The organism is Neobacillus phoenicis, from assembly GCF_047302305.1.
GTDB lineage: Bacteria > Bacillota > Bacilli > Bacillales > Cytobacillaceae > Neobacillus.
In genome coordinates this window covers 3,265,672-3,289,634 of sequence record NZ_CP154847.1, presented here as the reverse complement: position 1 = coordinate 3,289,634, position 23,963 = coordinate 3,265,672, and the positions used below count along the sequence as shown (strand labels likewise).

The 23,963-nt window shown below is 39.3% G+C and carries 23 protein-coding genes; all 23 read left to right on the top strand.

Annotated elements, in window-relative coordinates:
• Positions 1–10: 10 nt before the first annotated feature.
• The 23 genes from AA0X95_RS17010 (at position 11) to AA0X95_RS16900 (ending at position 23,856) form a co-directional block, all read left to right on the top strand.
• A complete protein-coding gene (locus AA0X95_RS17010) occupies positions 11–1,303 on the top strand; it encodes a TRAP transporter large permease (RefSeq protein WP_413299856.1) in 1,293 nt (430 codons plus the stop codon).
• A 61-nt stretch (positions 1,304–1,364) separates the two neighbouring features.
• Entirely contained in the window at positions 1,365–2,045 is a 681-nt protein-coding gene (locus AA0X95_RS17005) for an NUDIX hydrolase (protein WP_413299854.1), read from the top strand.
• Between the two features lie 38 nt (positions 2,046–2,083).
• The gene (locus AA0X95_RS17000; protein ID WP_413299852.1) at positions 2,084–3,340 is read left to right on the top strand and encodes an MFS transporter; all 1,257 of its coding nucleotides are present in this window, start codon (positions 2,084–2,086) and stop codon (positions 3,338–3,340) included.
• An 89-nt stretch (positions 3,341–3,429) separates the two neighbouring features.
• A complete protein-coding gene (locus AA0X95_RS16995; protein ID WP_413299850.1) occupies positions 3,430–4,806 on the top strand; it encodes an acyclic terpene utilization AtuA family protein in 1,377 nt (458 codons plus the stop codon).
• The gene (locus AA0X95_RS16990; protein ID WP_413299848.1) at positions 4,807–5,148 is read left to right on the top strand and encodes a hypothetical protein; all 342 of its coding nucleotides are present in this window, start codon (positions 4,807–4,809) and stop codon (positions 5,146–5,148) included.
• A 108-nt stretch (positions 5,149–5,256) separates the two neighbouring features.
• On the top strand, positions 5,257–6,012 hold the full coding sequence (locus AA0X95_RS16985; RefSeq protein ID WP_413299846.1) for a cyclase family protein: 756 nt from the start codon (positions 5,257–5,259) through the stop codon (positions 6,010–6,012).
• Between the two features lie 132 nt (positions 6,013–6,144).
• Positions 6,145–7,791, top strand: a complete 1,647-nt coding sequence (locus AA0X95_RS16980) for a UGSC family (seleno)protein (protein WP_413299844.1) — start codon at positions 6,145–6,147, stop codon at positions 7,789–7,791.
• A 44-nt stretch (positions 7,792–7,835) separates the two neighbouring features.
• Positions 7,836–9,062: a CaiB/BaiF CoA transferase family protein gene (locus AA0X95_RS16975; protein WP_413299842.1), complete on the top strand. Its 1,227-nt coding sequence runs from the start codon at positions 7,836–7,838 to the stop codon at positions 9,060–9,062.
• A 129-nt stretch (positions 9,063–9,191) separates the two neighbouring features.
• Positions 9,192–10,019: an SDR family oxidoreductase gene (locus tag AA0X95_RS16970; RefSeq protein ID WP_413299840.1), complete on the top strand. Its 828-nt coding sequence runs from the start codon at positions 9,192–9,194 to the stop codon at positions 10,017–10,019.
• Positions 10,020–10,039: 20 nt separating this feature from the next.
• A complete protein-coding gene (locus AA0X95_RS16965) occupies positions 10,040–11,449 on the top strand; it encodes a hypothetical protein (protein ID WP_413299838.1) in 1,410 nt (469 codons plus the stop codon).
• Between the two features lie 33 nt (positions 11,450–11,482).
• The gene (gene leuB / locus AA0X95_RS16960; RefSeq protein ID WP_413299836.1) at positions 11,483–12,580 is read left to right on the top strand and encodes a 3-isopropylmalate dehydrogenase; all 1,098 of its coding nucleotides are present in this window, start codon (positions 11,483–11,485) and stop codon (positions 12,578–12,580) included.
• Between the two features lie 26 nt (positions 12,581–12,606).
• Positions 12,607–13,386 (top strand): enoyl-CoA hydratase/isomerase family protein, encoded by a 780-nt coding sequence (locus tag AA0X95_RS16955; protein WP_413299834.1) that lies wholly within the window; start codon positions 12,607–12,609, stop codon positions 13,384–13,386.
• 55 nt (positions 13,387–13,441) lie between these two features.
• Positions 13,442–14,356, top strand: a complete 915-nt coding sequence (gene trxB, locus AA0X95_RS16950; protein ID WP_413299832.1) for a thioredoxin-disulfide reductase — start codon at positions 13,442–13,444, stop codon at positions 14,354–14,356.
• A 50-nt stretch (positions 14,357–14,406) separates the two neighbouring features.
• Positions 14,407–14,931 carry a hypothetical protein gene (locus AA0X95_RS16945; protein WP_413299830.1) on the top strand — a complete coding sequence of 175 codons (525 nt, stop codon included), beginning with the start codon at positions 14,407–14,409 and terminating at the stop codon, positions 14,929–14,931.
• Entirely contained in the window at positions 14,928–15,344 is a 417-nt protein-coding gene (locus tag AA0X95_RS16940) for a hypothetical protein (RefSeq protein WP_413299828.1), read from the top strand. The genes AA0X95_RS16945 and AA0X95_RS16940 overlap by 4 nt, the downstream gene beginning before the upstream one ends.
• A gap of 18 nt (positions 15,345–15,362) precedes the next feature.
• Positions 15,363–16,388, top strand: a complete 1,026-nt coding sequence (locus AA0X95_RS16935) for a hypothetical protein (protein ID WP_413299826.1) — start codon at positions 15,363–15,365, stop codon at positions 16,386–16,388.
• Between the two features lie 54 nt (positions 16,389–16,442).
• Complete coding sequence (locus tag AA0X95_RS16930) at positions 16,443–16,895, top strand: MaoC family dehydratase (protein WP_413299824.1); 453 nt, start codon at positions 16,443–16,445, stop codon at positions 16,893–16,895.
• A gap of 89 nt (positions 16,896–16,984) precedes the next feature.
• Positions 16,985–18,151, top strand: a complete 1,167-nt coding sequence (locus AA0X95_RS16925) for an acyl-CoA dehydrogenase family protein (RefSeq protein WP_413299822.1) — start codon at positions 16,985–16,987, stop codon at positions 18,149–18,151.
• 44 nt (positions 18,152–18,195) lie between these two features.
• Positions 18,196–19,350, top strand: a complete 1,155-nt coding sequence (locus AA0X95_RS16920; RefSeq protein ID WP_413299819.1) for an acyl-CoA dehydrogenase family protein — start codon at positions 18,196–18,198, stop codon at positions 19,348–19,350.
• Positions 19,347–20,435, top strand: coding sequence for an acyl-CoA dehydrogenase family protein (locus AA0X95_RS16915; RefSeq protein WP_413299817.1), 1,089 nt, complete (start codon positions 19,347–19,349; stop codon positions 20,433–20,435). Before AA0X95_RS16920 ends, AA0X95_RS16915 begins: the two co-directional genes overlap by 4 nt.
• 346 nt (positions 20,436–20,781) lie before the next feature.
• Positions 20,782–22,311, top strand: a complete 1,530-nt coding sequence (locus tag AA0X95_RS16910; RefSeq protein ID WP_413299815.1) for a 2-isopropylmalate synthase — start codon at positions 20,782–20,784, stop codon at positions 22,309–22,311.
• A gap of 69 nt (positions 22,312–22,380) precedes the next feature.
• Positions 22,381–23,082, top strand: a complete 702-nt coding sequence (locus AA0X95_RS16905) for a 4-carboxy-4-hydroxy-2-oxoadipate aldolase/oxaloacetate decarboxylase (RefSeq protein ID WP_413299813.1) — start codon at positions 22,381–22,383, stop codon at positions 23,080–23,082.
• Positions 23,083–23,196: 114 nt separating this feature from the next.
• Positions 23,197–23,856: an RraA family protein gene (locus tag AA0X95_RS16900; protein WP_413299811.1), complete on the top strand. Its 660-nt coding sequence runs from the start codon at positions 23,197–23,199 to the stop codon at positions 23,854–23,856.
• Positions 23,857–23,963: the final 107 nt, after the last annotated feature.

Here is a 23,963-nt window from a genome sequence, read left to right as displayed (position 1 = left end):
GTTTAATCGTATGACAATAGTGATTCCATTAATATCTTTACTATTATTCTTGGCACTTGGAATGCCAATCGCGTTTGCGCTTGGAGTATCGGGATCAATTGGGTTATTTTTTATCGGTGGCTGGGACTTACTTTCCGGTATTATTCAAACAACACCATATGACAGTATAGCTAATTTTCTATTTACGACCATTCCAATGTTTATCTTGATGGCTGAATTAATGACGGCAAGTGGTATTACGAAAGATATTTTTAATGCTGCACATAAATGGCTTGGTAATCTACCAGGCGGGCTTGGTATTGCCACAGTATTTGCTGGTGCCGGATTGGGGGCAGTTAGTGGATCAAGTACAGCATCTGCCGCTACATTGGCTGCTTCGGCATATCCGGAAATGAAAAAATATGGGTATTCTACTTCTTTTTCAATGGGTGTTTCCAGTATTTCAGGAACACTGGCAATCATGATACCACCAAGTATCGTCCTTATCCTTTATGGAATTATGACGGAGACAGGAATTGGGTCCCTCCTGATTGCAGGAATTATTCCTGGCGTCATCACCGCTTTAGGCTATGTTGTCACTATTTTGGTATGGTCAAAAATTGATCCAAAAGTAGCGCCAAAAGTGACCGATAAACCTACTATGAAAGAAAAACTACAATCCCTTTCTGGTATTTGGCCAATGCTTGTGATAATGCTTGTTGTAATTGGGGGTATTTATGCTGGTGTTGTTACCGCTACTGAAGCAGGTGCATTGGGTGCATTCGCCACATTTGTTGTTTCCTTGGTTATGAGACGATTGACATTTAAAAAACTTAATGAAGCGTTAAGTAGAACGTTAAAGGCAACTGGCATGATTATGACCATTGTGATTGGGGCCATGATTCTTGGGTACTTTTTAACTGCTACTCAAGTGACACAGAATTTGATTACCTTGGTTCAAGATGCCGGATTATCTAAATGGTTAGTTCTTTTACTTGTTGTCTTACTTTATCTAATTTTGGGTGTGTTTATGGACCAAATGGCCATTTTGATTCTAACACTTCCGCTCACTTTTCCTCTTATGATGTCATTAGGATTTAACCCAATTTGGTTCGGTATCATTGTGACAAAAACAGCAGAAATTGGCTTAGTAACACCTCCTGTTGGAATGAATGTGTTTGTCGCCGCTGGTGCCGCGGGTGTAAAAACAACGGAAGCTTTTAAAGGAGTAAAATGGTTTGTCTTAGCCGACATTATTTTACTTGCTATATTGATATTAATCCCTGTTCTATCAACTTGGCTGCCAAATCTTATGATGAAATAGAAAAAAGAAGTAAAGGTATCATGAAGTGCTGAACTAAACCACTGGAGGTGAGCCGATTCCAATGGTAATACCAGTAAAACCGAAACTTTCCGCTACAGTTATCTTAATTAACCGGGCACAAAAAGGAGTACAGGTTTATATGACAAAAAGACCGGAGACCATGAAGTCATATCCAGGGCATTATGTATTTCCCGGGGGAAAAGTAATGGATAGTGATTCTTATATGCCATCGGAAAACATCCTTTTTGATCAATTAAAACCAGAGGTGGATATCGCATTTTATGTTGCAGCAGCACGGGAACTATTTGAAGAAATCGGTGTATTATTATGTGTGGATCGAAATGGGTTGCCAGTCCAGCCTGATTCAACTTGGGCTGATGTGCGTAAAAGTATTATGGAAGGAGAATCTTCATTTGTTGAATTTATCAATCGTAAGGAAGTAAAACTCAATATTAAAGATTTACATTATTTTGGACATCGCATCACGTCTCTCCAAAAACCATACAGGTTTAACACCAAATTTTTCTTAGCAGATCTTCCATCACATCAAGAACCGAATCCCACGACAACAGAAATAGAATCCGGACTATGGATTAAACCAAAACAGGCAATACAACTACACGAATCAGGGATGGTTAAAATGGTCATGCCAACCATTGAAGCATTAACCACATTATTTCGATATAACGGTGAAGAATTACCGATGTTACCGGTTATTGAATACTCAAAGGATTATTTTTAATCATCTAACATAGTGATATCCCTGTAAAAAATTGGAGCATGATAGAAGGTGGCAGTTTGAAATGGGGATTATTTAAGTCTTCTCAATGGACGGCATTATGGCTTTTCTTCATTGTACAGACAATTTTGTCAATGGGGACATACACTATTTCTGTTGTTGCCCCCTTTTTAAAGAACGATTGGAATTATAGTAGGACCCAAATTGGATCGCTTACTTCCGCCATATTCCTAGGGGCCCTTATGAGCTCCTTTCTTATAGGGTGGATTACTAAAAAATCCAATCCCAAAAAAACTACTATCCTTACAGGTTTTCTATTGGGGACTGCGCTAGTGATCTTTCCCTACTCAGGTATATTTGCGCTTTCCTTCATTGCTATGCTTATTGCAGGATTTAGTTATGGAATATTTAATCCTACAAGTACACTTGCATTAGTGCATTGGTTTGAACCAAGAAAGCGTGGCACAGCAATCGCAGTTAAGCAGACGGGAGTAACATTGGGTGCTGGTTTTTCTGCTATTTTTATTTCCTATATAATCTCCCATACAGGAAAATGGCAATATAGCTACCTATGGATTGTCGTACTGTTGTTGTTAAGTGTTTTTTGTTTTTTTCTTTTTTATGAGGATGTACTGCCCAGCGAGCAGCAAAAAGGAACAACTGAAAATAAGGGGAATTGGCTGACAATATTAAAAAATAGAAATGTTATATTTGGAAGTTTAGCTTCTTTAATCCTAGCAGGGATTCAATATACATTTGCTGCTCATTTCGTTTTATACCTCACAAATGAGAATAAGATGTCTTTTTCAATTACAACAATGGCTGTTTTTATAGCTCAAATAGCAGGATCAGCTGGAAAATTATGGTGGGGACTGATTAGTGATTTTGTATTTAAAGGGAAAAGGAAAGGTGTATTCATAACCATTTGTGGTCTATCTACCATTGCATTGGCGGGTTTCGGATTTGTATATCCTCACATGTCTGTTCTTATCCTTATGATATTAGTAAGCATTTTTGGCTTTACATCTTTAGGGTATGCAGGTATATTTATGACCTTTTTGTCTGAATCAGGGAGTAGTTCCCAAATGGGTACAGCCTTGGGGATTGGAAGTATGTTCATGTATATTGGAATACTCATATTTCCGCCCTTGTCAGGCTGGATCGCAGATGTAGCAGGAAGTTATCGTTATGTTTGGTTTGGACTTTCAGGTATAACGATTGTCGCAACCATTTTATTATCGTGTACAAAAGAACCAAGTACAGCAGCAATTCTTACAGAGAATGAGAAAATCTTATAGGAGTATCTAAGCAAAACGCTGAATCCATTAGAACCTCCTGGAAGATGAAAAATAAAAGATTAATAGAAGAAATGATGGGAGAGGTTAATTTGAGCAAAATAGTAAAAATAGGTGCCGGACTTGGTTTTTATGGTGATTCATTACAACCGATGCTAAAACTGGCTAAAGATACCGATGTAAAGTATATTTGCTTCGATACATTAGCAGAATTAACCTTAGCCATCTTGCAGAAAGATAGACAAAAAGATCCGAGTAAGGGTTATACAAAAGATGTAACAAAAATAATGAAACAACTCTTACCTTATGTAAAGGAAAAAGGCATTAAATTAATTACAAATACGGGAGGAATTAACCCAGAAGGCGCAAGAGATGAAGTCATTCGTGTGGCGCGTGAATTAGGCATTTCAGGTATTAAAGTAGGGGTTGTAACTGGTGATGATATGTATCCACGTCTGGATGAGTTAATAAAGAAGGGTATGAATTTAAATAATAGCGACACAGGCGAACCTATCGAAAAAATTCGAGAGAAGATGCTCTTTGCCAATGTATACCTTGGCGCACAAGGGATTGTTCAGGCATTAAAAGAAGATGCAGATATTGTTATAACAGGAAGAACGACCGATACTGCACAATTTTTGGCCCCTGTGATTTATGAATTTGGCTGGGGAGAAGAGGAGTGGGATAAACTAGCATCTGGCATTGTGCTGGGGCATTTAATGGAATGCTCTGGGCAAGTGACAGGAGGAAATTTTAGTGGTGATTGGTGGAATGTAAAAGATCTACATAAAATTGGATACCCAATTGCTGAGGTTTCGGAGGATGGTTCATTCATTATAACAAAAGCGGAGGATACTGGGGGCTGTGTGAGCGTTGATACAGTAAAAGAGCAATTCCTGTATGAAATTCATGATCCCTCCAACTATATTACTCCTGATGTGGTGGCTGATTTTACGACAGTTAAGCTTGAACAGGCAGGAGAGGACCGTGTAAAAGTGTATGGTGCTAAAGGCCGTCCTGCACCAGAAACCTTAAAAGCACTAATGGGTTTTGAAGATGGGTACATGGGTCAGGGAATGATTGGATATTCCTGGCCTCAAGCGTTAACAAAAGCACGTGCAGCTAATGAAATCATTCGTGCACAAATTAAAGATTTGGGGATTGAGGCAACTGAAATAAACACTGAATATTTGGGATATAATGCCCTTCATCGAACGTTAGCGGAAGAGCCCCCAAATGAAGATTTAATAAATGAGATATTTTTAAGAATTACAATAAAAACAGACAGTAAAAGTGAAGCAGCCAAATTAGCCCCATTATTTCCACCCTTAACTGTAAACGGACCACCCTTTGTTGGTATGATTAGTGGATTGTCGGCCACAAAACAGCTTCTAGGATTGTGGGCCTCGTACATTCCAAGAGCGGAGATTGAATCTGATGTCAATATTAATGTAGTGGAGGTTAAATAAATGGCAATCGTTCAATTAAGGGAAGTAGCTCAGGCAAGGTCTGGGGATAAGGGGAGTTCTTCGGATATTACCCTATTTGCGCCGAACGCACAACTGTACGAAGTATTTAAGGAGCAGGTTACAGCCAAAAGGGTAGAGGAACATTTTACTGGTATTGTTGAAGGCCAAGTCTTCCGTTATGAAGTTCCAAATGTATTAGCATTGAAATTTCTCTGCAAAGAGGCACTTGGGGGAAATGCAGCATCAACGCTTAGGTTGGATAATTTGGGCAAATGCTTTGGCGGGAATTTATTAAGAATGAAAGTAGAGGTGCCTGATGATTTGTTAAGTAAGTGTAAGTGAACAAGTTTTTACTTTTGATACCTTTAGAAATGGAAAGGAATGAAGATGGTGAGTCATTTAATTGATAATTTGCCTAAGATAATGTCGGAAGTAGTGAAGGAGGGACGTGTGTATGAAGTAGGACATCCACTTGCACCGGGAATCCCCCATCATCCAAATCATCCTCCTTTTCTTTATTCCTTAGGAAGGATGCACAATGATTTACCATATGGAGAAGGTACAACAGCCGCGAATGACTTTTTCGCATCAGGAACCCATACCGGTACACACATGGATGCAATCGGGCATATTGCATGTAATGGCTATATCTACGATCATATTTTGGCGGATGAGAATCAAGAAAAAGGAACTGGTTTAAAGGCACATAGTATTGATTTGGCCACGCCAGTTTTTAGACGTGGAGTGATGTTGGATGTGGCGGCCTATAAGGGTTTACCCCATTTGGAATCAGGCTATGGAATCGGCGCAAAGGATCTGGAAGGAACAATAAAAAAACAAGGTGTAACAATCGAAAAAGGTGATGCTGTCCTGATCCGGACAGGGTGGGCAAAGTTCTATAACGAACCTAGAAAATATGTGTCTGTAGTAGAAGGTGTGCCTGGTGTGAACATGGAGGGAGCCAGATGGTTGGTCGAGCAAGGAATGAGATTAGCTGGTGGAGATACTGTTGCATATGAGGTTCAGCCAGCACATACACTGCCAGTACATTGTCTGCTTCTGGTTGAGAATGGAATTCATATTATCGAACTATTAAATTTAGATAGTCTTGCCAATGACAAAGTTTATGAATTTCTTTTTGTTTGTCTTCCTCTGCGAATTGTAGGAGGAACTGGTTCGCCAATACGTCCGGTCGCCATTGTTTAAAATAATAGAACTAATTTAAATAGTTACAAGTGGTGAGTACCAACTAAAAGTTGTCATCTTAATTACTTTTTAGAAGATAGATATAGAAAATAAATTTTGAGAATTTAAATAATTTATAAAGGGAGTGTAGCTGTGGTTCGTGTCATTTCACCTGTTGAAAACAGTCAACAAACCTTAAATTCCTCTTCATCGACCTTAAGTATGAACTATAAGCCTCAAGAAAATATGAAAATCGCTTATTTGAGTAATGGTAAACCCAATGTTCAAGAAATATTTTCATTTATGGATCAAAACATAGTAGAACTTATCAATCAAGATCCACTAGAAATTCGCTTTTATGATAAAAAGAATGTAGCCAAACCAGCACCGCTAGAAATGCTTGCAGATATTAAAGATTATGCAGATCTTGTCATTACCGGTTCAGCTGATTGAGGGTCTTGTACTTCGTGGAGTGTCCACGATGCGATTGAATTGAGAAAAATGGGAGTAGAAAGCATGGTCTTGGCGACGAATTCCTTCGTAAACTTGGCTAAGGCTCTAATGAAAAGTCGGAAAATGGAACTTCCTCTGTTGATTGTTAAGCATCCTCTAGGCGGAACCCAGGAAAATGAGGTCAGAGAAAAGGCAGAAGAGGCTGCTAAACAATTAAAACAAATGATATTTCCATCTTCTTCCGGTCATCTTATAAAAGAAAATGCTGATACCATTCATTCAGTTGAGAATCAGCCAGAAATTCGTTTGGAGAAGTTTGAAATAGACGATGATCCAGTAAAATTGAATATGTTTTTTTATAAAAAAGGATGGACAGATGGACTCCCTATTATTCCACCTACCGAAAAACTGGTAGATGAAATGTTAGGAAACTATTTATCTTACAAGGGTAAGGTAATTGGCTATATGCCAACGAATAATAATCCGATCACATATCTAAAAGTTGCAGTTAATGCAACAATGGCAGGCTGCCGGCCAGAGTATTTTCCGGTTTTAGTGGCTGCAATAAAGGCATCATTAAGACCTGAATTTAACCTGCTTGGGGTGCTAGCTACCACACATCCTTGTTCAACCGCTGTCATTGTTAGCGGACCAATAGCGAAGGAATTGGGAGTTTCTTGTAAAGCGAACGCATTTGGCCCTAGTAGCATGGCATCATCGACAATAGGCAGAGCACTACGATTGGTATATCAGAATGTTGGTGAAGTCCTGCCAGGTACAATGGATAAAGCAACACAAGGGACCCCTGCTAAATTTACCTTTTGCTTTACGGAAAACGATTCTGCAAATCCCTGGCTGCCTTATCATACTGAAAGAGGTTTTCTTTCCAACGATTCAACTGTAACCGTTTATGCTTCTGAAGGACCGTCAAATATCAATGACCATGCGAGTCGAACTGGAGCTGATTTGATAATTGGTATTATTGGTGCTATCAAACGGTCAGGAATCAATAATTTATATTTAAGCGGTGACATTTTCTTAACATTGGGTCCAGAGCATGCTTCTTTGTTGGCGAAGGATGGATGGGATAAAAAGAAAATAAAAGAGGAAATTTTTGAAAAGGCAAGAGTTCCTGCACAAACTATGTCTTATGATCAATTTTTGCATCAAATAGGATTTCATAAAGAAGATTATGGATTTTGTTATGAAAAGAATGAAGGGATCCCAATTGCTTCCTCGCCGGAGAACATTCACATTCTCGTTACTGGCGGTGAGGGAAAACATTCATCATGGCTTCCGGGTTTTGGGATTAGTTTTTCAGTGATTGAGAAAATTGAAACCTTGTAATTGATAATAAAAATAGATACATCAACTATGAATTGGAGGATAAAATGAAAGGTCCGTTAACAGGAATACGAGTGATTGACCTGACATCGGTACTAATGGGGCCATATTGTACTCAGTTACTAGGAGATATGGGAGCTGATGTTATTAAAATAGAAACAGATAAAGGAGACAGTACTAGGTTTATCGGCCCCTCAAGAAATAAAGGGATGGGCGGCGCCTTTTTATATGCCGGGCGTAATAAACGAAGCATTGTACTAGACTTAAAAAAGGAAGAAGGGAAAAGAGCATTTTATCGACTGGTAGAAGATGCCGATGTCTTTGTTCATTCTTCTCGCCCTCAGGCCATTGAAAAACTAGGATTAAATTATGAGGAAGTAAAAAAAGTGAACCCTTCGATCATTTACTGTGGGGGTTATGGATTTAGTGTGAATGGTCCATATGGTTCTAAACCTGCTTATGATGATATGATTCAAGGGGCATCAGGATTAGCGGCGCTTCAAGGTGAAGTTAGCGGTACTCCTCAATATATGGCTACGGTTTTGGCAGATAAAACAACAGGTTTGGTGATGCTAAATGCGATTTTGGCGGCCCTTTATTCTCGTGAAAGGACGGGAGAAGGGCAAGAAATAGAGGTTCCAATGTTTGAAACGATGATTTCCTATACATTAGTTGAGCATATGTATGGATTAACTTTTGATCCACCTTTGGAATCATCATTTTATCCACGCGTGACATCGAAATTTCGTAAACCTTATAAAACAAAAGATGGTTACGTTAGCGTTATGATTTACAACGATAAGCAGTGGTCTAAGTTTTTCAAACTTTCGGGTCATACAGAGTTAATCGAGGACAGACGCTTTATTGATATTGGTGAAAGAACCAAGCATATTGATGAGCTCTATCAATTGATTGAAGAAACTCTTATGACCAAAAAGACCGAAGAATGGTTGGATATATTGGAAGAGGCTGATATTCCCGTAATGCCAGTTTATAGGCCGGAGGATATGTTTAATGACCCACATTTAAAAGCGGTTAATTTTTTTGAAAAGACCTGTCATCCTTCCGAAGGGGATTATTGGAATATTAAGTTACCAATTGGGTTTTCGAAAACCCCTGTTGCATTGAATCGCTTTGCTCCCAGATTGGGTGAACACAGTGAGGAACTATTAAAAGAAGCAGGATACACTGAACAAGAGATACAATCCTTGGTGGATGCGGGAGTCACCTTAACTACAAAAAAACAAGAACAAAAAATAAACAACAATAAATAAAAAAATAATAAAATCCAAGAAATCAAGATTGTGAATACACTCTAGATTTTATTCTGGCAATGAAGAAAAAACTAGAGTGTATTTTTACTAGGACTCTATTCATACAAAACGACTTAAAGGGGATTTGGTATGCAAGCAGGTAATGAGTTGTATAAAAAATCAATGCTTAAAGAAGGTTCATTAGCGGGGAAAGTGGCAATTATTACAGGGGGGGCCACAGGGCTTGGGAAAGCAATGGCTATGGAATTCGCAAGGCTAGGGGCAAACATAGTGATTGCTAGTAGAAATAAAGAAAACTTAATGAAAGCGGAGGAAGAAATTTCTAAGCTAGGAACAGAGGTACTATCGATACAAACTGATGTACGGAGACCAGATCAAGTGAATCGCATGGTTAGTACCACGGTTGACCGTTTTGGGGAGATAAATATTCTAGTTAATAATGCAGCAGGTAATTTTCGGGTGAAGTCCATGGAGATGTCTGTTAATGCCTGGAATGCTGTTATTAACATTGTTTTAAATGGAACATTTTATTGTAGTCAAGCAGTAGGAAAACAAATGGCGAAGCAAGGAAATGGAGGGTCTATATTAAATATCGGTTCCGTTCATGCATGGACAGGAAGCCCACTAACTGCTCATTCCGCTGCAGCGAAGGCGGGTGTATTAGCATTAACCAAATCGTTGGCAGTAGAATGGGCCCCCCATCATATTCGGACGAACATGATTGCTCCGGGGCCGATTGCTGATACGGGTGCTGTAACACAGTTATGGCCAACTCCTGAAGATGCAGCATTAATTTTAAATAATATTCCTGCCCAACGATTTGGTCATTTACAAGAAATTGCAAACTTAGCTTCTTTCCTTGTAAGTGATTATGCAAGTTATGTCTCTGGTGCATGTTATGTGGTTGATGGAGCTGGATGGTTAAATAAAGGAAAATATCAATTAGAGGATCAGTAGTATGAGACTGGTAAAGTTTAATGTTGAGTAAAATTTCAGATCTTTCGGATCGATTATTAATCATTCTTGGAAACATGCTTGCCATTGGTTATGTCATAAAAATTATTTTTACAATTAACCACTTTATGAATGTTCTCTTTTCCGGGATCTCTATCTTACTACTATTTATTACCTTTTTTAAATCAGGAAAAATCTTTTCCATTATTGCCGGGATTTTCTTAAGTTTAGGCATCTGGATATTAATTTCTAATCATACTTCATTCGATGAATATTGGAGTTATTTTGGTACTTCTACCAATATACTTACATTGTTAATCATTGCTCCTTTGTTTTCGATTCCGATCATGCTGGGTGCCTATCATCGGACTATTGAAATAATCTTTCGAAACAGGATTTATCGGCCCAACCACGTACATGGTCTTTTATCATTCTGTACTTTTGCGCTTAGTTCACTGATGAGCATGGCAGCAATTGCAGTTTCGCATTCGATTTTTCACAATTTAACTCGGAAATTCCCGAAAACAATCTCTGAAAGAATTGAATTTTCATCTTATGCGCGAGGGAATGCTTTGGCTCTTGTCTGGAGCCCGGTTGGTGTTACAGTTGGGGCTGCGGTTTCAGGTACTCATTCCAATCCTAGCTTGGTTATTGGGCTTGGTCTTTCCTTTGCTTTATTTATTATTTTAATTGATTACTTGATGGTGTCAGTTCATATGAAGAAGAGTAAAGAAGAAGTAGCAGTCATTTCCAATCATTACGTTGACCCTGAACCTATTTCATTACGGCGTTGGTTATCGCTTATGACGATTGCACTAGTCATCTTCCTATTTGTTATTGCGACATTATTGTTGCATCACTTATGGGGGCTAAATATTATCGATGTCGTCATTTTATTAATTATCCTATTTTCGTTTGTTTGGTCATTCATCTTGAGAAAATATAGGAAATTTATGTTGCAGCTGAAATTGAAAATGACAACTGGGATACGGCTCCTTTCTACTCAATTATTATTGTTTATATCCGTTGGCTTTTTTACACAAGTGTTCATTAAGGTTGGACATATCGATCAATTAACTATCATTTTAGAGAATTTACAGCAAACACTGGGCTCTTTTATAATCGTTTTTATTGTTCTTATTGCTGCTTCCGGGATTCAATTGGGCTTATCGCCAGCCTTAATAGCAGTGCTTATGGTAGAAACCATTCCATATGAGGCTTTACACATTCGGCCTGAATGGTTTGCGTTTGCGATAGCAGCAGGGGCGTTGTCTTTGGCAGCGGCTAGTCCTTTCTCTGTAACTGTGAATACCGTTTCACCGGTTTTGAAAAGGATTCAAACAGATATTTCTAAAAAGAACTATGGTTTTTCAATTATGATGTTATGCATGGTTAACATTTGGGTTTTGATTCTTCAATTTTTATTTCCATAAACACCATATTCGATTAGAGAGAGGGAATTAGGCTTGAATTCATTTCGAATCACAGTTCTTCCGGGAGATGGGGTTGGACCTGAAGTTACAAATCAAGGAATCAAAGTGCTGAAAGCATTGGAAACTAAATTTAGCCATCTTAATTTTGAGATTCAAAGTTTACCAGTTGGAGGACAAGGGATTGATTTATGTGGAATGCCAGTTCCTCCTGAAACACTAGTAGCTTGTGAAGAAGCAGATGCCATATTATTAGGTGCAGTGGGTGGACCGAAATGGGATTACCTGCCTAATAAACAACGGCCCGAACAAAGTTTGTTAACGTTGAGGTCACATGTAGTGGGTGCATTTGCAAATGTTCGCCCAGTTACATTAAGCACTTCTTTATCAGATTTATCATGCCTTAAAAGAGAAAATCTGAGTGAAGGGATAGATCTTGTACTTATCCGTGATATGTCTGCCGGCATATTTTTTGGAAAACCTAGCGGCAGAGAAGTGAGAAACGGTGAGACGATAGCTTATGATACGATGGTTTTTTATCAGAAAGAGGTAGAACGGATTGCAAGACTGGGATTTAAATTGGCCAGAACAAGGAGAAAAAAGCTTACCTCTGTAGATCAGGCAAATGTTTTAGAAAATTCACGACTTTGGCGTGAAGTGGTTTCCGAGGTATCAAAAGACTACCCTGACGTCACAGTAGAGCATCTCTATGTAGATAACTGCGCATTTGGTTTGATAAAAAAACCAGGGTCCTTCGACGTTATTATAACTGAAGGAATGTTGGGTGGCATATTAAGCGATGTCGCTGGAGGGTCTGTAGGTTCAATTGGAATGTTAGCGTCTGCAAGTGTTGGCAGCAGTAGGAAGGGATTATTTGAACCAATCCATGGTTCCGCCCCTCGGATAGCCGGACAGGACAAAGCAAATCCCCTTGGAACCATTCGTGCTACGGCATTTATGTTAGAGTATTCCTTTGGTCTAATAAATGAAGCTAAATTCATTGAAAAAGCGATAGAAGATACCTTACAGGAAGGCTGGGGTACATATGACATTGCTAAGGATATGAAAAAATTAATAAGTACATCCCAAATGGGAGATTTGATAGTAGAGAAAATAATACAAAATAACATGTAACCTTATGGAACAAGGGGGGAAATACATTGGATTTTAGCTATTTACTGATTGAAAAAATTGGGAATGTGGAAATTATTCGGATGAATGAACCAAACAAGCGAAATGCTCTGGTGATGGATATGAGAGCGGAGCTGCTTCAAGCTTTTTCAGAAGCAGAACAAGATGACCAAGTGAAAGTGGTAATTTTGACCGGTGAAGGAAAGGCTTTCTCGGCAGGTGGGGATTTAAGTTCAATTCGACATTCAAAACATCTTGAAACAAGAAAGAGGTTGCAATCTTCACAACAGCTCATCATGAAAATACTTGAAATGGAAAAGCCGGTTATTGCTGCAGTGAATGGGGCAGCTGCGGGGGCGGGTTTTAGTCTTGCGTTGTTATGTGATCTTATTTTGGCCTCTGAACAAGCTTTTTTTGTCCAAAGTTTTGTGAATATTGGATTAATTCCTGATTTTGCTGCTATGCATTTTCTTCCATTAATAATCGGACCACAGAAAGCGAAAGAACTAATGTTTATGGGTGAGCGAATTTCGGCAGAAGAGGCTTATAAAATTGGTATCGTGAATCAAGTTTTACCTTCAGAAACATTGCTTATAAAAGCTATAGAAATTGCAGGAAAAATGGCAAAAAAACCGGCAGTTTCAGTTGGTATGATGAAAAAGATTGTGAATCAGCATTTAAATCGTAATTTAAAAGTCTTATTGGAGCTGGAAGCCCAAGGACAAGACATATGCAGTCAAACGGAAGATTTCAAAGAAGGAGTCAATGCATTCTTTGAAAGAAGGGAACCTACATTTCAAGGGAAATAGTAGTATATATTTTTTCACTAAATGCATTCAAACAATTAGCCGGGGGGAATTTTCCATGATTTATGATTGCTGTATCATTGGAGCGGGATCTGCTGGGTTGTCATCTGCCATTTATACAGGCCGCGCGCAATTATCTACTATTCTAATTGATGCAAGTTTGGCAGGAGGACAATTAGGAGAAACGGAATTAGTAGAGAATTATCCAGGTTTTCCTGAGGGAATCGATGGACCGGAACTTATGGCACGGATGCTGGAACAAGCTACTAAATTTGGAACGGAGATTGACTTGGGATATGTTCAAGGGATTTCCAAAACAAATGGGATTTTCCAAATAAATAAAGATGATGGCAGTATCTTGGAAGCTAAAACAGTTATTTTAGCAACTGGGTCCACACATACGAAACTGGGAATTCCAGGTGAAGAAGAGTTCTCTGGACGGGGGGTGTCATATTGTGCAACTTGTGATGGCGCTTATTTCAAGGACAAAGAATTAGTTGTAGTAGGAGGTGGAGACGCTGCACTAGACGAAGGGATTTTCTTAACTCGCTATGCAAAAGTGACAATCGTACACCGAAGAGGTCAACTTCGCGCAAGTAAAATATTACAAGAACGGGCTTTTAAAAATGAAAGAATCAATTTTATATGGAACTCCGAGGTTCAGGAAATCAGAGGAAACAACAAGGTACAATCAGTCTTGTTAATTAAAGAAGGAAAAGCTGAAGAGATTAAGACAGATGGGGTGTTTATCTATGTTGGTTCCAAACCTAATTCACAAATGGTAAAGAATCTTCCAGAAATATTAGATGAAAATGGCTATTTGATAACGGATATCCAGATGGAAACGCCAATAAAGGGATTATTCGCCGCCGGTGATTTACGTGTTGGTTCAGTCAGACAGGCAGGTTCAGCTGTGGGAGATGGGATTACTGCCGCGATTGAGGTTCAAAAGCGATTGGAAAATAGCAATTGATGTAAGCATGGTACGATGGCCTTCCTGTTGTACTACCAACTCAAGAAAGAGTGGAAAAATTCCTTAAGCTGATTGACCGAGATCCATTGGAGATTGTAGGAATTATCCCTCCACTGATGGGTGTAGCGACTGTAGAGAAAGTAGCAATTCATATGGTGATGGCTGGATGCAGGCCAGAATATGCCCCTGTCGTTATTACAGCATTAGAAACGATGTTAAAGCCAACCTTTAACTTAAATGGTGTCCAGGCAACTACACATAATTGTGCTCCGTTAATCGTTGTCAGTGGACCAATCGTCAAGGAGCTTGGAATTAATTTTGGAAGCAATGTATTTGGTTCTGGATTTAGAGCTAATGCGACTATTGGCCGGGCGATTCGTCTTATATTATTGAACTTGGGAGGAGCTGTACCTGGAGAGTTGGATAACTCAACATTCGGGCACCCTGGGAAATTTTCTTTTTGTATTGCTGAAGATGAAGAATCAAATCCATGGTCAAGTCTACATGAAGATTATGGTTTAGCACAAGGTGTAGTGCAACTACAGTCTTTGCCTGTGAAGCACCACATAGTGTGAACGACCATATTAATACACGGGCAAAAGGTATTCTTACGACGGTTGCAGATACAATGGCTACGATGGGAAATAATAATTTGCATTGTCATGGTGATGTCATGGTTGTGATTGGCCCCGAGCACGCGGCTACTATCGCGAAAGATAGTTGGTCAAAACAGGATGTAAAAGAGTTTTTGTATGAAAAGGCCCGAGTTCCCATGCATTTGGCGAAATTGGGGGGGATGTATAGTAAAGAAAATAAGGAAGCCTTCTGGCCCAAATGGCTCCAAGAAGCGTACGAGAATAAAATGGTCCCTCTTGTTACAAGCCCAGAACGAATAGCTGTTACGGTTGCAGGTGGATTAGGACGTTTTTCGATGGTACTGCACGGTTGGGGATTTGGCGGTGATCTTCACTGTTCACAGATAAAGTAGAAGAAGGAAGATGTGTATATGGAGCTACTTGAAGACTTTATCTTGTTTGATCATCAAGAAGACTGGGAGAATGGGAATCAAGTACTTTACCATAATGGTTTAACAGACGGTCTCCCTGTTATTCTACCTACTCGTAAAAAGTTAGAAAAAATGTTGGAAACTGTTTCTGATAAGTTCAAAAATTATGGACTCATTCCACCGTTATTTCGTGAAGTGACTCCAACAAATGTGGCGTACCAAGCTGTCCTAGCAGGTTGTCAACCTGAAGAATTTCCTGTTGTACTTACTGCTGTAGCGGCTGCATTGGATCCTCAGTTTAACTTACTGGGGATCCAAACTACCACAGGTACAACCACAACAGCGGTGATGGTACACGGGCCAATTACAAAAAGGCTTGGGATGAATGCTGGTCCTAACTGCCTTGGTCCAGGGAACCGTGTGAACGCTTGTATTGGCCGTGCAGTTCAGTTAACAATGACAAATTTAGGTGGTGCAAAACCAGGTACGACAGATATGGCAACAATTGGGCAACCAGGTAAATATACATTTTGTTTTGCTGAATCACCCAACACTTCTCCTATTCCCTTTTTTCATACACGTAAAGGATACAAAGAAAACCAAAGTGCAGTAACTGTTTTGGGGGTATCTGGGACGGTTGAGATTGTTGAAATGTCTTCACGGCCGGAGGCTATATTATTGACCTTGGCAGGGAGTCTTCAAAACGCTGGAAATATTTCTGCGGATCGTAAATATTTGGGAAGTGGAGAACTGTTTATTTTAATCCCTCCAGAAATAATGGATGCATTACATAAAGGTGGGTGGAACCTCGATTCTATTCAGCAGTATGTGTTTCAACATGCCAAAGTGCCATTGGAGAAATTCTCAAAAGAAACTCAAGAACAAATCTTGGAATCTGCTGTCCCTATTGCAAAAACCCCCAAGGATATTTATCCAATAGTTTCTGGAGGAATAGGGAGAAAAATGACCTATTTACAAACATGGGCTGGGGGAACAGACGCTATTACACTACCATTGGTTGAATAGCTATTTTACATTACCAAGAACATTCCATAAATTATTAAAAAAGGAGATATGTAATTGCCTGGACTATATTATGAAGATTTCAAGGTTGGATATGTTTTTAAACATGAAACGGGCCGAACTGTCTACGATTATGACAATATTTTATTCTCTACTCTCACAATGAACCCTCAACCACTACATCTTGATGAAGAATACTCATCGAAAACAGAATTTGGAAGACCCTTAATGAATAGTCTCTTTACCTTAGGATTAGCCATTGGGCTTACTGTCAACGACACGACAAATGGCACCACTATTGGGAATCTTGGATTTGAGAATGTTGAGTTTCCCAAACCCGTATTTGCCGGAGATACCATTTATGTTGAAACTGAAGTGTTGAATAAACGCGAATCTAAATCCAGGCCCACAGAAGGCCTTATATTTTTAGAACATCGTGCAAAAAATCAACGTGGAGAAACTGTCATGCGATGTAAACGCACCGCTTTAATGAAAAAAAAGTTAAAATAACGACTTTCTTCTCTGAGTTTGTACCTATTGTATTGTGAATGATATGGTGAAGCTATTAAACAAAACTTCTATCAAAAGGATGAGATACAATGGCTTTTGAATGGACACAGGAACAAATGACTCTAAAAAAAGAAGTTAGTAGACTCTGTTCTCAGTTTGATGATAATTTTTGGCTGAAATGTGATAATGAGCATCGATTCCCATGGGAATTTTATAACACTTTTGCCGAAGGTGGCTGGCTGGGTATTTCTATACCAGAAAAATATGGTGGTGCTGGGTTGGGGATAATGGAGGCTGCCATCGTTTTAAATGCGGTTGCTGAGTCAGGGGCTGGAATGAACGGCGGGACTACATTACACCTTTCGATGTTTGGATTAAATCCGGTTGTGAAACATGGTTCCGAGGAAATGAAGCAAAAGTACCTTCCAGAGGCAGCAAAAGGAAACCTACATGTATCATTTGGCGTAACAGAACCGGATGCAGGATCTGATACCCCAAGTATTACCACTTTTGCTCGTAAGGACGGGGACCGTTACATTATTAACGGACAAAAGGTTTGGAATTCAAAGGCAAAAGAATCTAGCAAAGTGTTATTGCTTGCAAGAACAACCCCATTAAAAGAGTGTAAAAAGAGAACGGAAGGTATGACCTTATTTTTAGCAGACTTGGATAAGAGATATACTACAATCCGTGAAATTGAAAAGCTTGGCAGACATGCAGTAGACTCAAATGAATTGTTCATTGAAGATCTGCCGGTAGATGCCAGCGATGTGGTAGGAAAGGTAGGCAATGGGTTTTATCATCTGCTTGATGGATTAAACCCGGAAAGAATATTATTGGCTGCAGAATTTTGTGGATTGGGAAGGGCTGCATTAAAAAAAGCAGTGCAGTATGCAAAGGAGAGAGTTGTGTTTAACCGCCCAATCGGTATGAATCAATCGATTCAACATCCTCTTGCAGATAGTTATGCGAAATTGGAAGCAGCAGAATTGCTTTGGCAGCGAGCTGCTATACAGTACGATAGAGGTCTTCCAAGCGGAGCCGAAGCGAATACTGCTAAATACATAGCAGGTGAAGTCGTATTTGAAGCTTGTGATAGGGCCTTACAAACTTTCGGCGGTTTCGGGTATGCCAAAGAATTTCATGTTGAAAGATATTGGCGTGAAGCACGGTTATTAAAGATAGCACCAATCTCCCAGCAGATGGTACTCAATTATCTCAGCGAGCATGTCCTTGGTTTGCCAAAGTCTTATTAAGATGTGAGGACAAGGAAAGTAAGTTTTGTAGGGAGGGGTCGGATTTGTTTAAAGAGTTGCAGTTGCCTTTTTTAGAACTTCCTACTAGTGCAGAAACATTACGGGAGGAAGTACGAGAGTTCATTAAAGAAGAGCTCTCTTCGATGTCTTTCACGGTTCAATGCGATTCATGGCTTGGAGGTTATGATCCGGAATTTAGTCGAAAGTTGGGTGAACGCGGTTGGTTAGGAATGAACTTTCCTAAAAAATATGGTGGACATGAACGGTCGGCGCTTGAACGATTTGTTGTAACAGAAGAATTATTAGCTGCAGGTGCCCCGGTTGCAGCCCATTGGATTGCCGATCGTCAAACAGGTCCGTTACTCTTAAAATTTGGGACTGAAGAACAAAAGCAAAAATATCTTCCTAAATATGCCAAAGGAGAGTGGTTCGTTGCGATTGGTTTAAGCGAACCTAATTCAGGTTCAGATTTGGCTTCAGTTTCAACTAAGGCGGAAAAAATGGATGACGGTTGGAAAATTAATGGAAGTAAGATATGGACAAGTGGTGCACACCGTGCCCATCAAATGATTGTATTTTGTAGAACAGCTCCCAGAACAGAAGACCGCCGGGCTGGCTTTAGCCAGTTTATGGTGGATTTATCAACACCAGGCGTGACAATACGTCCCATCAGATTAATGAATGGTGAACACCATTTTAACGAAGTTATTTTTGAAGATGTAGAAGTTTCTGATGATATGGTTATTGGGAACTTAGGGAATGGTTGGCATCAAACTATGTCGGACTTAGCATATGAAAGAAGTGGACCTGAACGATTTCTAAGTACATTTCCATTATTAAAGGAGTTCATACGCGTAATTGGTGAAAACCCTGATAGATCAGTACGTGTAGCAATTGGAAATCTTATCACCCGGTTATGGACACTGCGACGAATGTCGTTAGGTGTGGCAGGTTTGCTGGAGAAGGGAGAATCCTCTGATATTGCTGCTGCATTAGTAAAGGATTTAGGTACTCAATTTGAAAAAGATGTGACGGAAACACTTCGTCTGCTCCTTTCAACAACACCTTCGCTGAATTCAGACTCTCGCTTTGAAGTTTTAATGGCTGAGGCTATCTTGCATGCTCCAGGGTTTACATTACGCGGTGGGGCAACAGAAATTCTTCGCGGTATTATTGCAAGGGGGTTGGGGGTAAGATGAGTGAAATTCGTGATATTCTTCTGGATACAACAGAAAAAATTTTAAAGGATCATTGTACCAAAGAGGTTATTTCTAGTCTAGAACAAGGACTGTGGCCAGATGAATTGTGGAACATATTGGAGCAAACAGGTATAACCAATATTTCAATTGCAGAAGAATTACAGGGTTCTGGCGGTACATTTGGTGATGCACTAAGTGTTTTACAAGTGGTTGGTCGTTATGCTGCCCCCATCCCTTTAGCAGAGACACTATTAGCAAAGTGGATTCTTTCTTCTTGCAATATACCGTTTCATGAGGGTCCTTTGGCTATTGTAATGCATTCATCACTCAATGGTATAAGGTTTAAAAAAACGACTTCCGGGTGGACTCTATCAGGAATAGCTAGAAAGGTGGGATGGGCGCGCTTTGCTAAAAGCTTTGTCGTCTTAGGTTATGTTGATGAATCTTTAGTTACAGCAAAGGTTAGTAGTGATTTAGTAACAATTAATATGGGTGAAAACCTGGCTGGAGAACCACAGGATGAATTAATTTTTAATAATGTGGAAGTGGAGAAAAAGGATGTAGCAATTCTCCCGGATTTTTTAGATAAATCACTATTATTTACACGAGGTGCGTTAACTCGCGTTGCCCTAATGTCCGGGGCGTTGGAGAGAATTTTAGATTTAACCGTTCAATATGCAAATGAAAGGCAGCAGTTTGGTCGTACAATTGGTCGATTCCAAGCGGTCCAACAGCAGTTAGCAGTTTTGGCAGGGGAAGTTACGGCGGCAGGTATTGCTGCCAAAATTGCGATTTCCGAATCCGAGGAAGAAGCTTCATGGTCAAGTACTGCTTTAGCTAAAATTCGCTTAGGTCAGGCAGTTGGAATCACAACACCAATAGCTCACCAAGTACACGGTGCAATAGGTTTTACAGATGAGCATATCCTTCAACAAAGTACGCGTCGTCTTTGGGTTTGGCGTGAAGAATTTGGAAATGAAACGGTTTGGGCAGATTGGTTAGGGGAAAAGGTTTTGTTAAATGGACATGAATCTTTATGGTCATTGGTTACCAATACAAACTTAATTATGAAAAGAAAAGATTAGGATTTTTTTCCTTTAAAGTGTTGAAAAATCATGCTAATTATCATACAATTTTAATTATTATGAATAGTCACAAAAATGGTGATGAAAAGGAAACACTTTTTCATGTCAAGCACAGAGAACCTATGGTTGCTGAGAATAGGTGTTGACAGTTGAAGTTACTCACCTTGGAGTCGACTTCTGAATCAAGTAGGAAGTACGGTTGCAGCCGTTACAATGTAAAGTAAACCTTTTACTTAATGAGGCCGTATGCACTGCGGTGAAAGAGGGTGGTACCGTGAATTGATTTTCACCCTCTAGAGTAAAAGGTTTTTTATTTTTATTAAATCCAGATGAAAGGGGAATGAAAATGAGTCAAAAAATTTACATGTTTGACACGACATTAAGAGATGGGGAGCAAACACCGGGAGTTAGTTTGAATCTTGATGAAAAAGTTGAAATCGCCAAGCAGTTGGAAAAGGCAGGTATTGATGTGATAGAGGCGGGTTTTGCAGCAGCATCTCCAGGTGATTTGAAGGCGGTCCGCGCTGTAGCTGAAGCTGTTAAAAAACCCATCGTCGTAAGCCTTGCAAGAACAAATAAAGAAGATATTGACACTGTTGCTGAAGCCTTACATGGAATTAATAATGTGGGAATACATATTTTTATTGCCACATCCCCTATTCATATGGAAAAGAAATTAAGAATGACAAAAAGTCAAGTGTTGGAACAATCTGTAAATGCAGTTCGCTATGCTAGTCAATTCTTTAATCATATTGAGTTTTCCTGTGAAGATTCGACTCGATCAGATCTCGATTTCCTCTGTGAAATTTCTGAACAAGTAATTGAAGCAGGGGCCACGGTTTTAAATTTTCCAGATACTGTTGGCTATATCACGCCATGGGAATATGCCGAACGCTTTAAGACTTTACGTAAGAATGTCAAAGGAATTGAAAATGTCATTTTAAGTTGTCATTGTCATGATGACCTCGGAATGGCAACAATTAATTCGCTTGCAGCAATAGAAGCAGGGGTTACACAGGTTGAGGGATGTATAAATGGGATTGGGGAACGAGCAGGAAATGTAGCCTTGGAGGAGGTTGCATTATCCCTTGAGACTCGATACGACCATTTTCAAAAAAGAACTTCAATGGTTTTAAAGGAAATTGCAAAAACAAGTAAATTAGTTAGCAGGTTGACTGGAATGCCGGTTCCTGCAAACAAAGCGGTGATTGGAGCAAATGCATTTGCTCATGCTTCCGGAGTTCACCAAGATGGAGTGATTAAAGATAAGAGTACGTATGAAATCATGAAGCCAGAAACCATCGGTTTGGAGGAAGTAGACCTTGTTCTTGGAAAACTTTCCGGGCGGAATGCTTTGAAACAAAGGTTAATTTCTTTAGGATATGATGCTAGTGAAAATGAATTAAAGTACATTTTTAAAAAGTACAAAGAACTTGCAGACCGTAAAAAGCAAATATTAGATGATGATATTATTGCTTTGGTGGACAATCAAAGAAAAAATGGAATGGAGTTCTTTAAGCTAAAAAGTATCTCTATTTCTTATGAAACTTCAAGTGACCCAAGAGCATCGGTTCAATTAGTAAATCATTATGATACATTACTGGAAGGAATTTCTTCAGGAAATGGGTCAGTTGACGCCATTTTTAATGCGATAGACCAAATGATTGATGAAGAGATTGAATTATTAGATTATAAGATTCTATCTGTTACAAGGGGGAAAGATGCACAGGGTGAAGTGTTTGTGCAAATTAGGATGGATGAAACTCTCGCTCAAGGACGCGGGATGAGTGTCGATATTCTTGAAGCAAGTGCTGAAGCCTACCTAAGTGCTATTAATAGGATAAAAAATCTAAGTGCCGGGAAAGTACTTAAGTAAAATGGATGAAGAGAAAAATAGATTAATTATATGAGATTATTGGGCAAATAAAAGAGGTGAAATTATTTCATGAATCAGTATATAGTAAAAAATTTCGAGCGTCCTAATCCTCGAATTGTCAATAATTTTAAAAGATTTGATGTATCCACGGTTTATGAGGCACAAGGAAAAACAGGGCTAATGGACTACGGATTAATGCCTCTTACCTTAGGAAACCAGATTTGTGGTCCGGCAGTTACTGCTGTCTGCCATTCAGGCGATAATTTAATGATCCATGCAGCCATTGAAGTTTGTCAACCAGGGGATATTCTCGTAATTACCACTATTGGCGAGAGTGTAGCAGGCATGATTGGAGAGTTAATGGTTGGAGCCATGATGAAACAAGAAGTTCAAGGAGTAATCATTAATGCAGGTATCCGTGATGCAGAACAAATACGGCAGTTGGGGTTCCCCATTTGGAGCAAGTCCATATACTCAGAAGGCACAAGTAAAATTAAAGGTGGGTGGGTAAATGTACCTGCTATTTGCAGGGGTACGAATGTTTGTCCGGGAGATCTGATTATGGCAGATGATGATGGAGTGGTTGTAGTTAAAAAGGATGATCTCACTGAGGTGAATCAACTAGCGGAAAAGAGATTACTGGACGAAGAAACGATAAGGAAAAGGATAGCCAACGGGGAACTCACTTTAGATATTTTTAACTTAAGATCAACTTTAAATAAGGAAAATGTTGTTTATTTTGAAAATGAAGTACAAGTACTAAAAAGATAGGGACCCAGACTTCTAACTTAAGGAAAAGGGATCAAAACAAGCATCATATTAACTTTCAAGAGTAGATGCTTTTAGATTCTAAACAAAGATATTACTTTTAAAGGGGTGAAATAAATGGAAGATGTAGAAATTCTAAGTCAGTTACGGAAAATGGGTACTACAACTATAAGTGATGCATTAGATCGGTTAGGAATCAATGGACAATGTTTGGGGATTATGCCTTTGAAGCGATCATTCCAACTAACTGGAAAAGCTTTTACTATTCGATATGCACCTATATCGGTAGAAGGTGGAAGCGTTGGTGATTATATTGATAAAGTAAATTCGGATACGGTTGTTGTGATTGATAATGGAGGGCGTAAGGATGTAACCGTTTGGGGAGATCTATTAACTTTGACCGCTCATCAGCGTAATCTTGCTGGAACAGTAATCGATGGAGTTTGTCGAGATATTGACCGTATTTTAGAACTTGATTATCCCATTTATAGTAGAGGGAATTGGATGAGGACAGGTAAAGATCGAGTAATGGTAGTGGAGGAAAATGTTCCCGTTTCAATAGGGGGCGTCTTGGTCAGTCCAGGAGATTATTTACGTGGGGATGGAGATGGGGTAGTGGCAATTCCAGCCTCAAAAGTGGAGAATGTGTTAGAAGCAGCATGGATGATCCACACAGCTGAAGATAACATTCGCGCTTCTGTATTAAAGGGAGAGACACTAAAAGCCTCCCGTGAAAAAAATTCATACCATAAATTACAAACAAGAGTTAAAAGTTGAAAAAATAAAAGTTTTTGAGTTTTTCCGTCTTTCTTGAGAACATTTATGACAAAAAATCTAACTCTATGACCGTTTGGAAAAAAGGAGCAGCGAACGACCAAAGATTT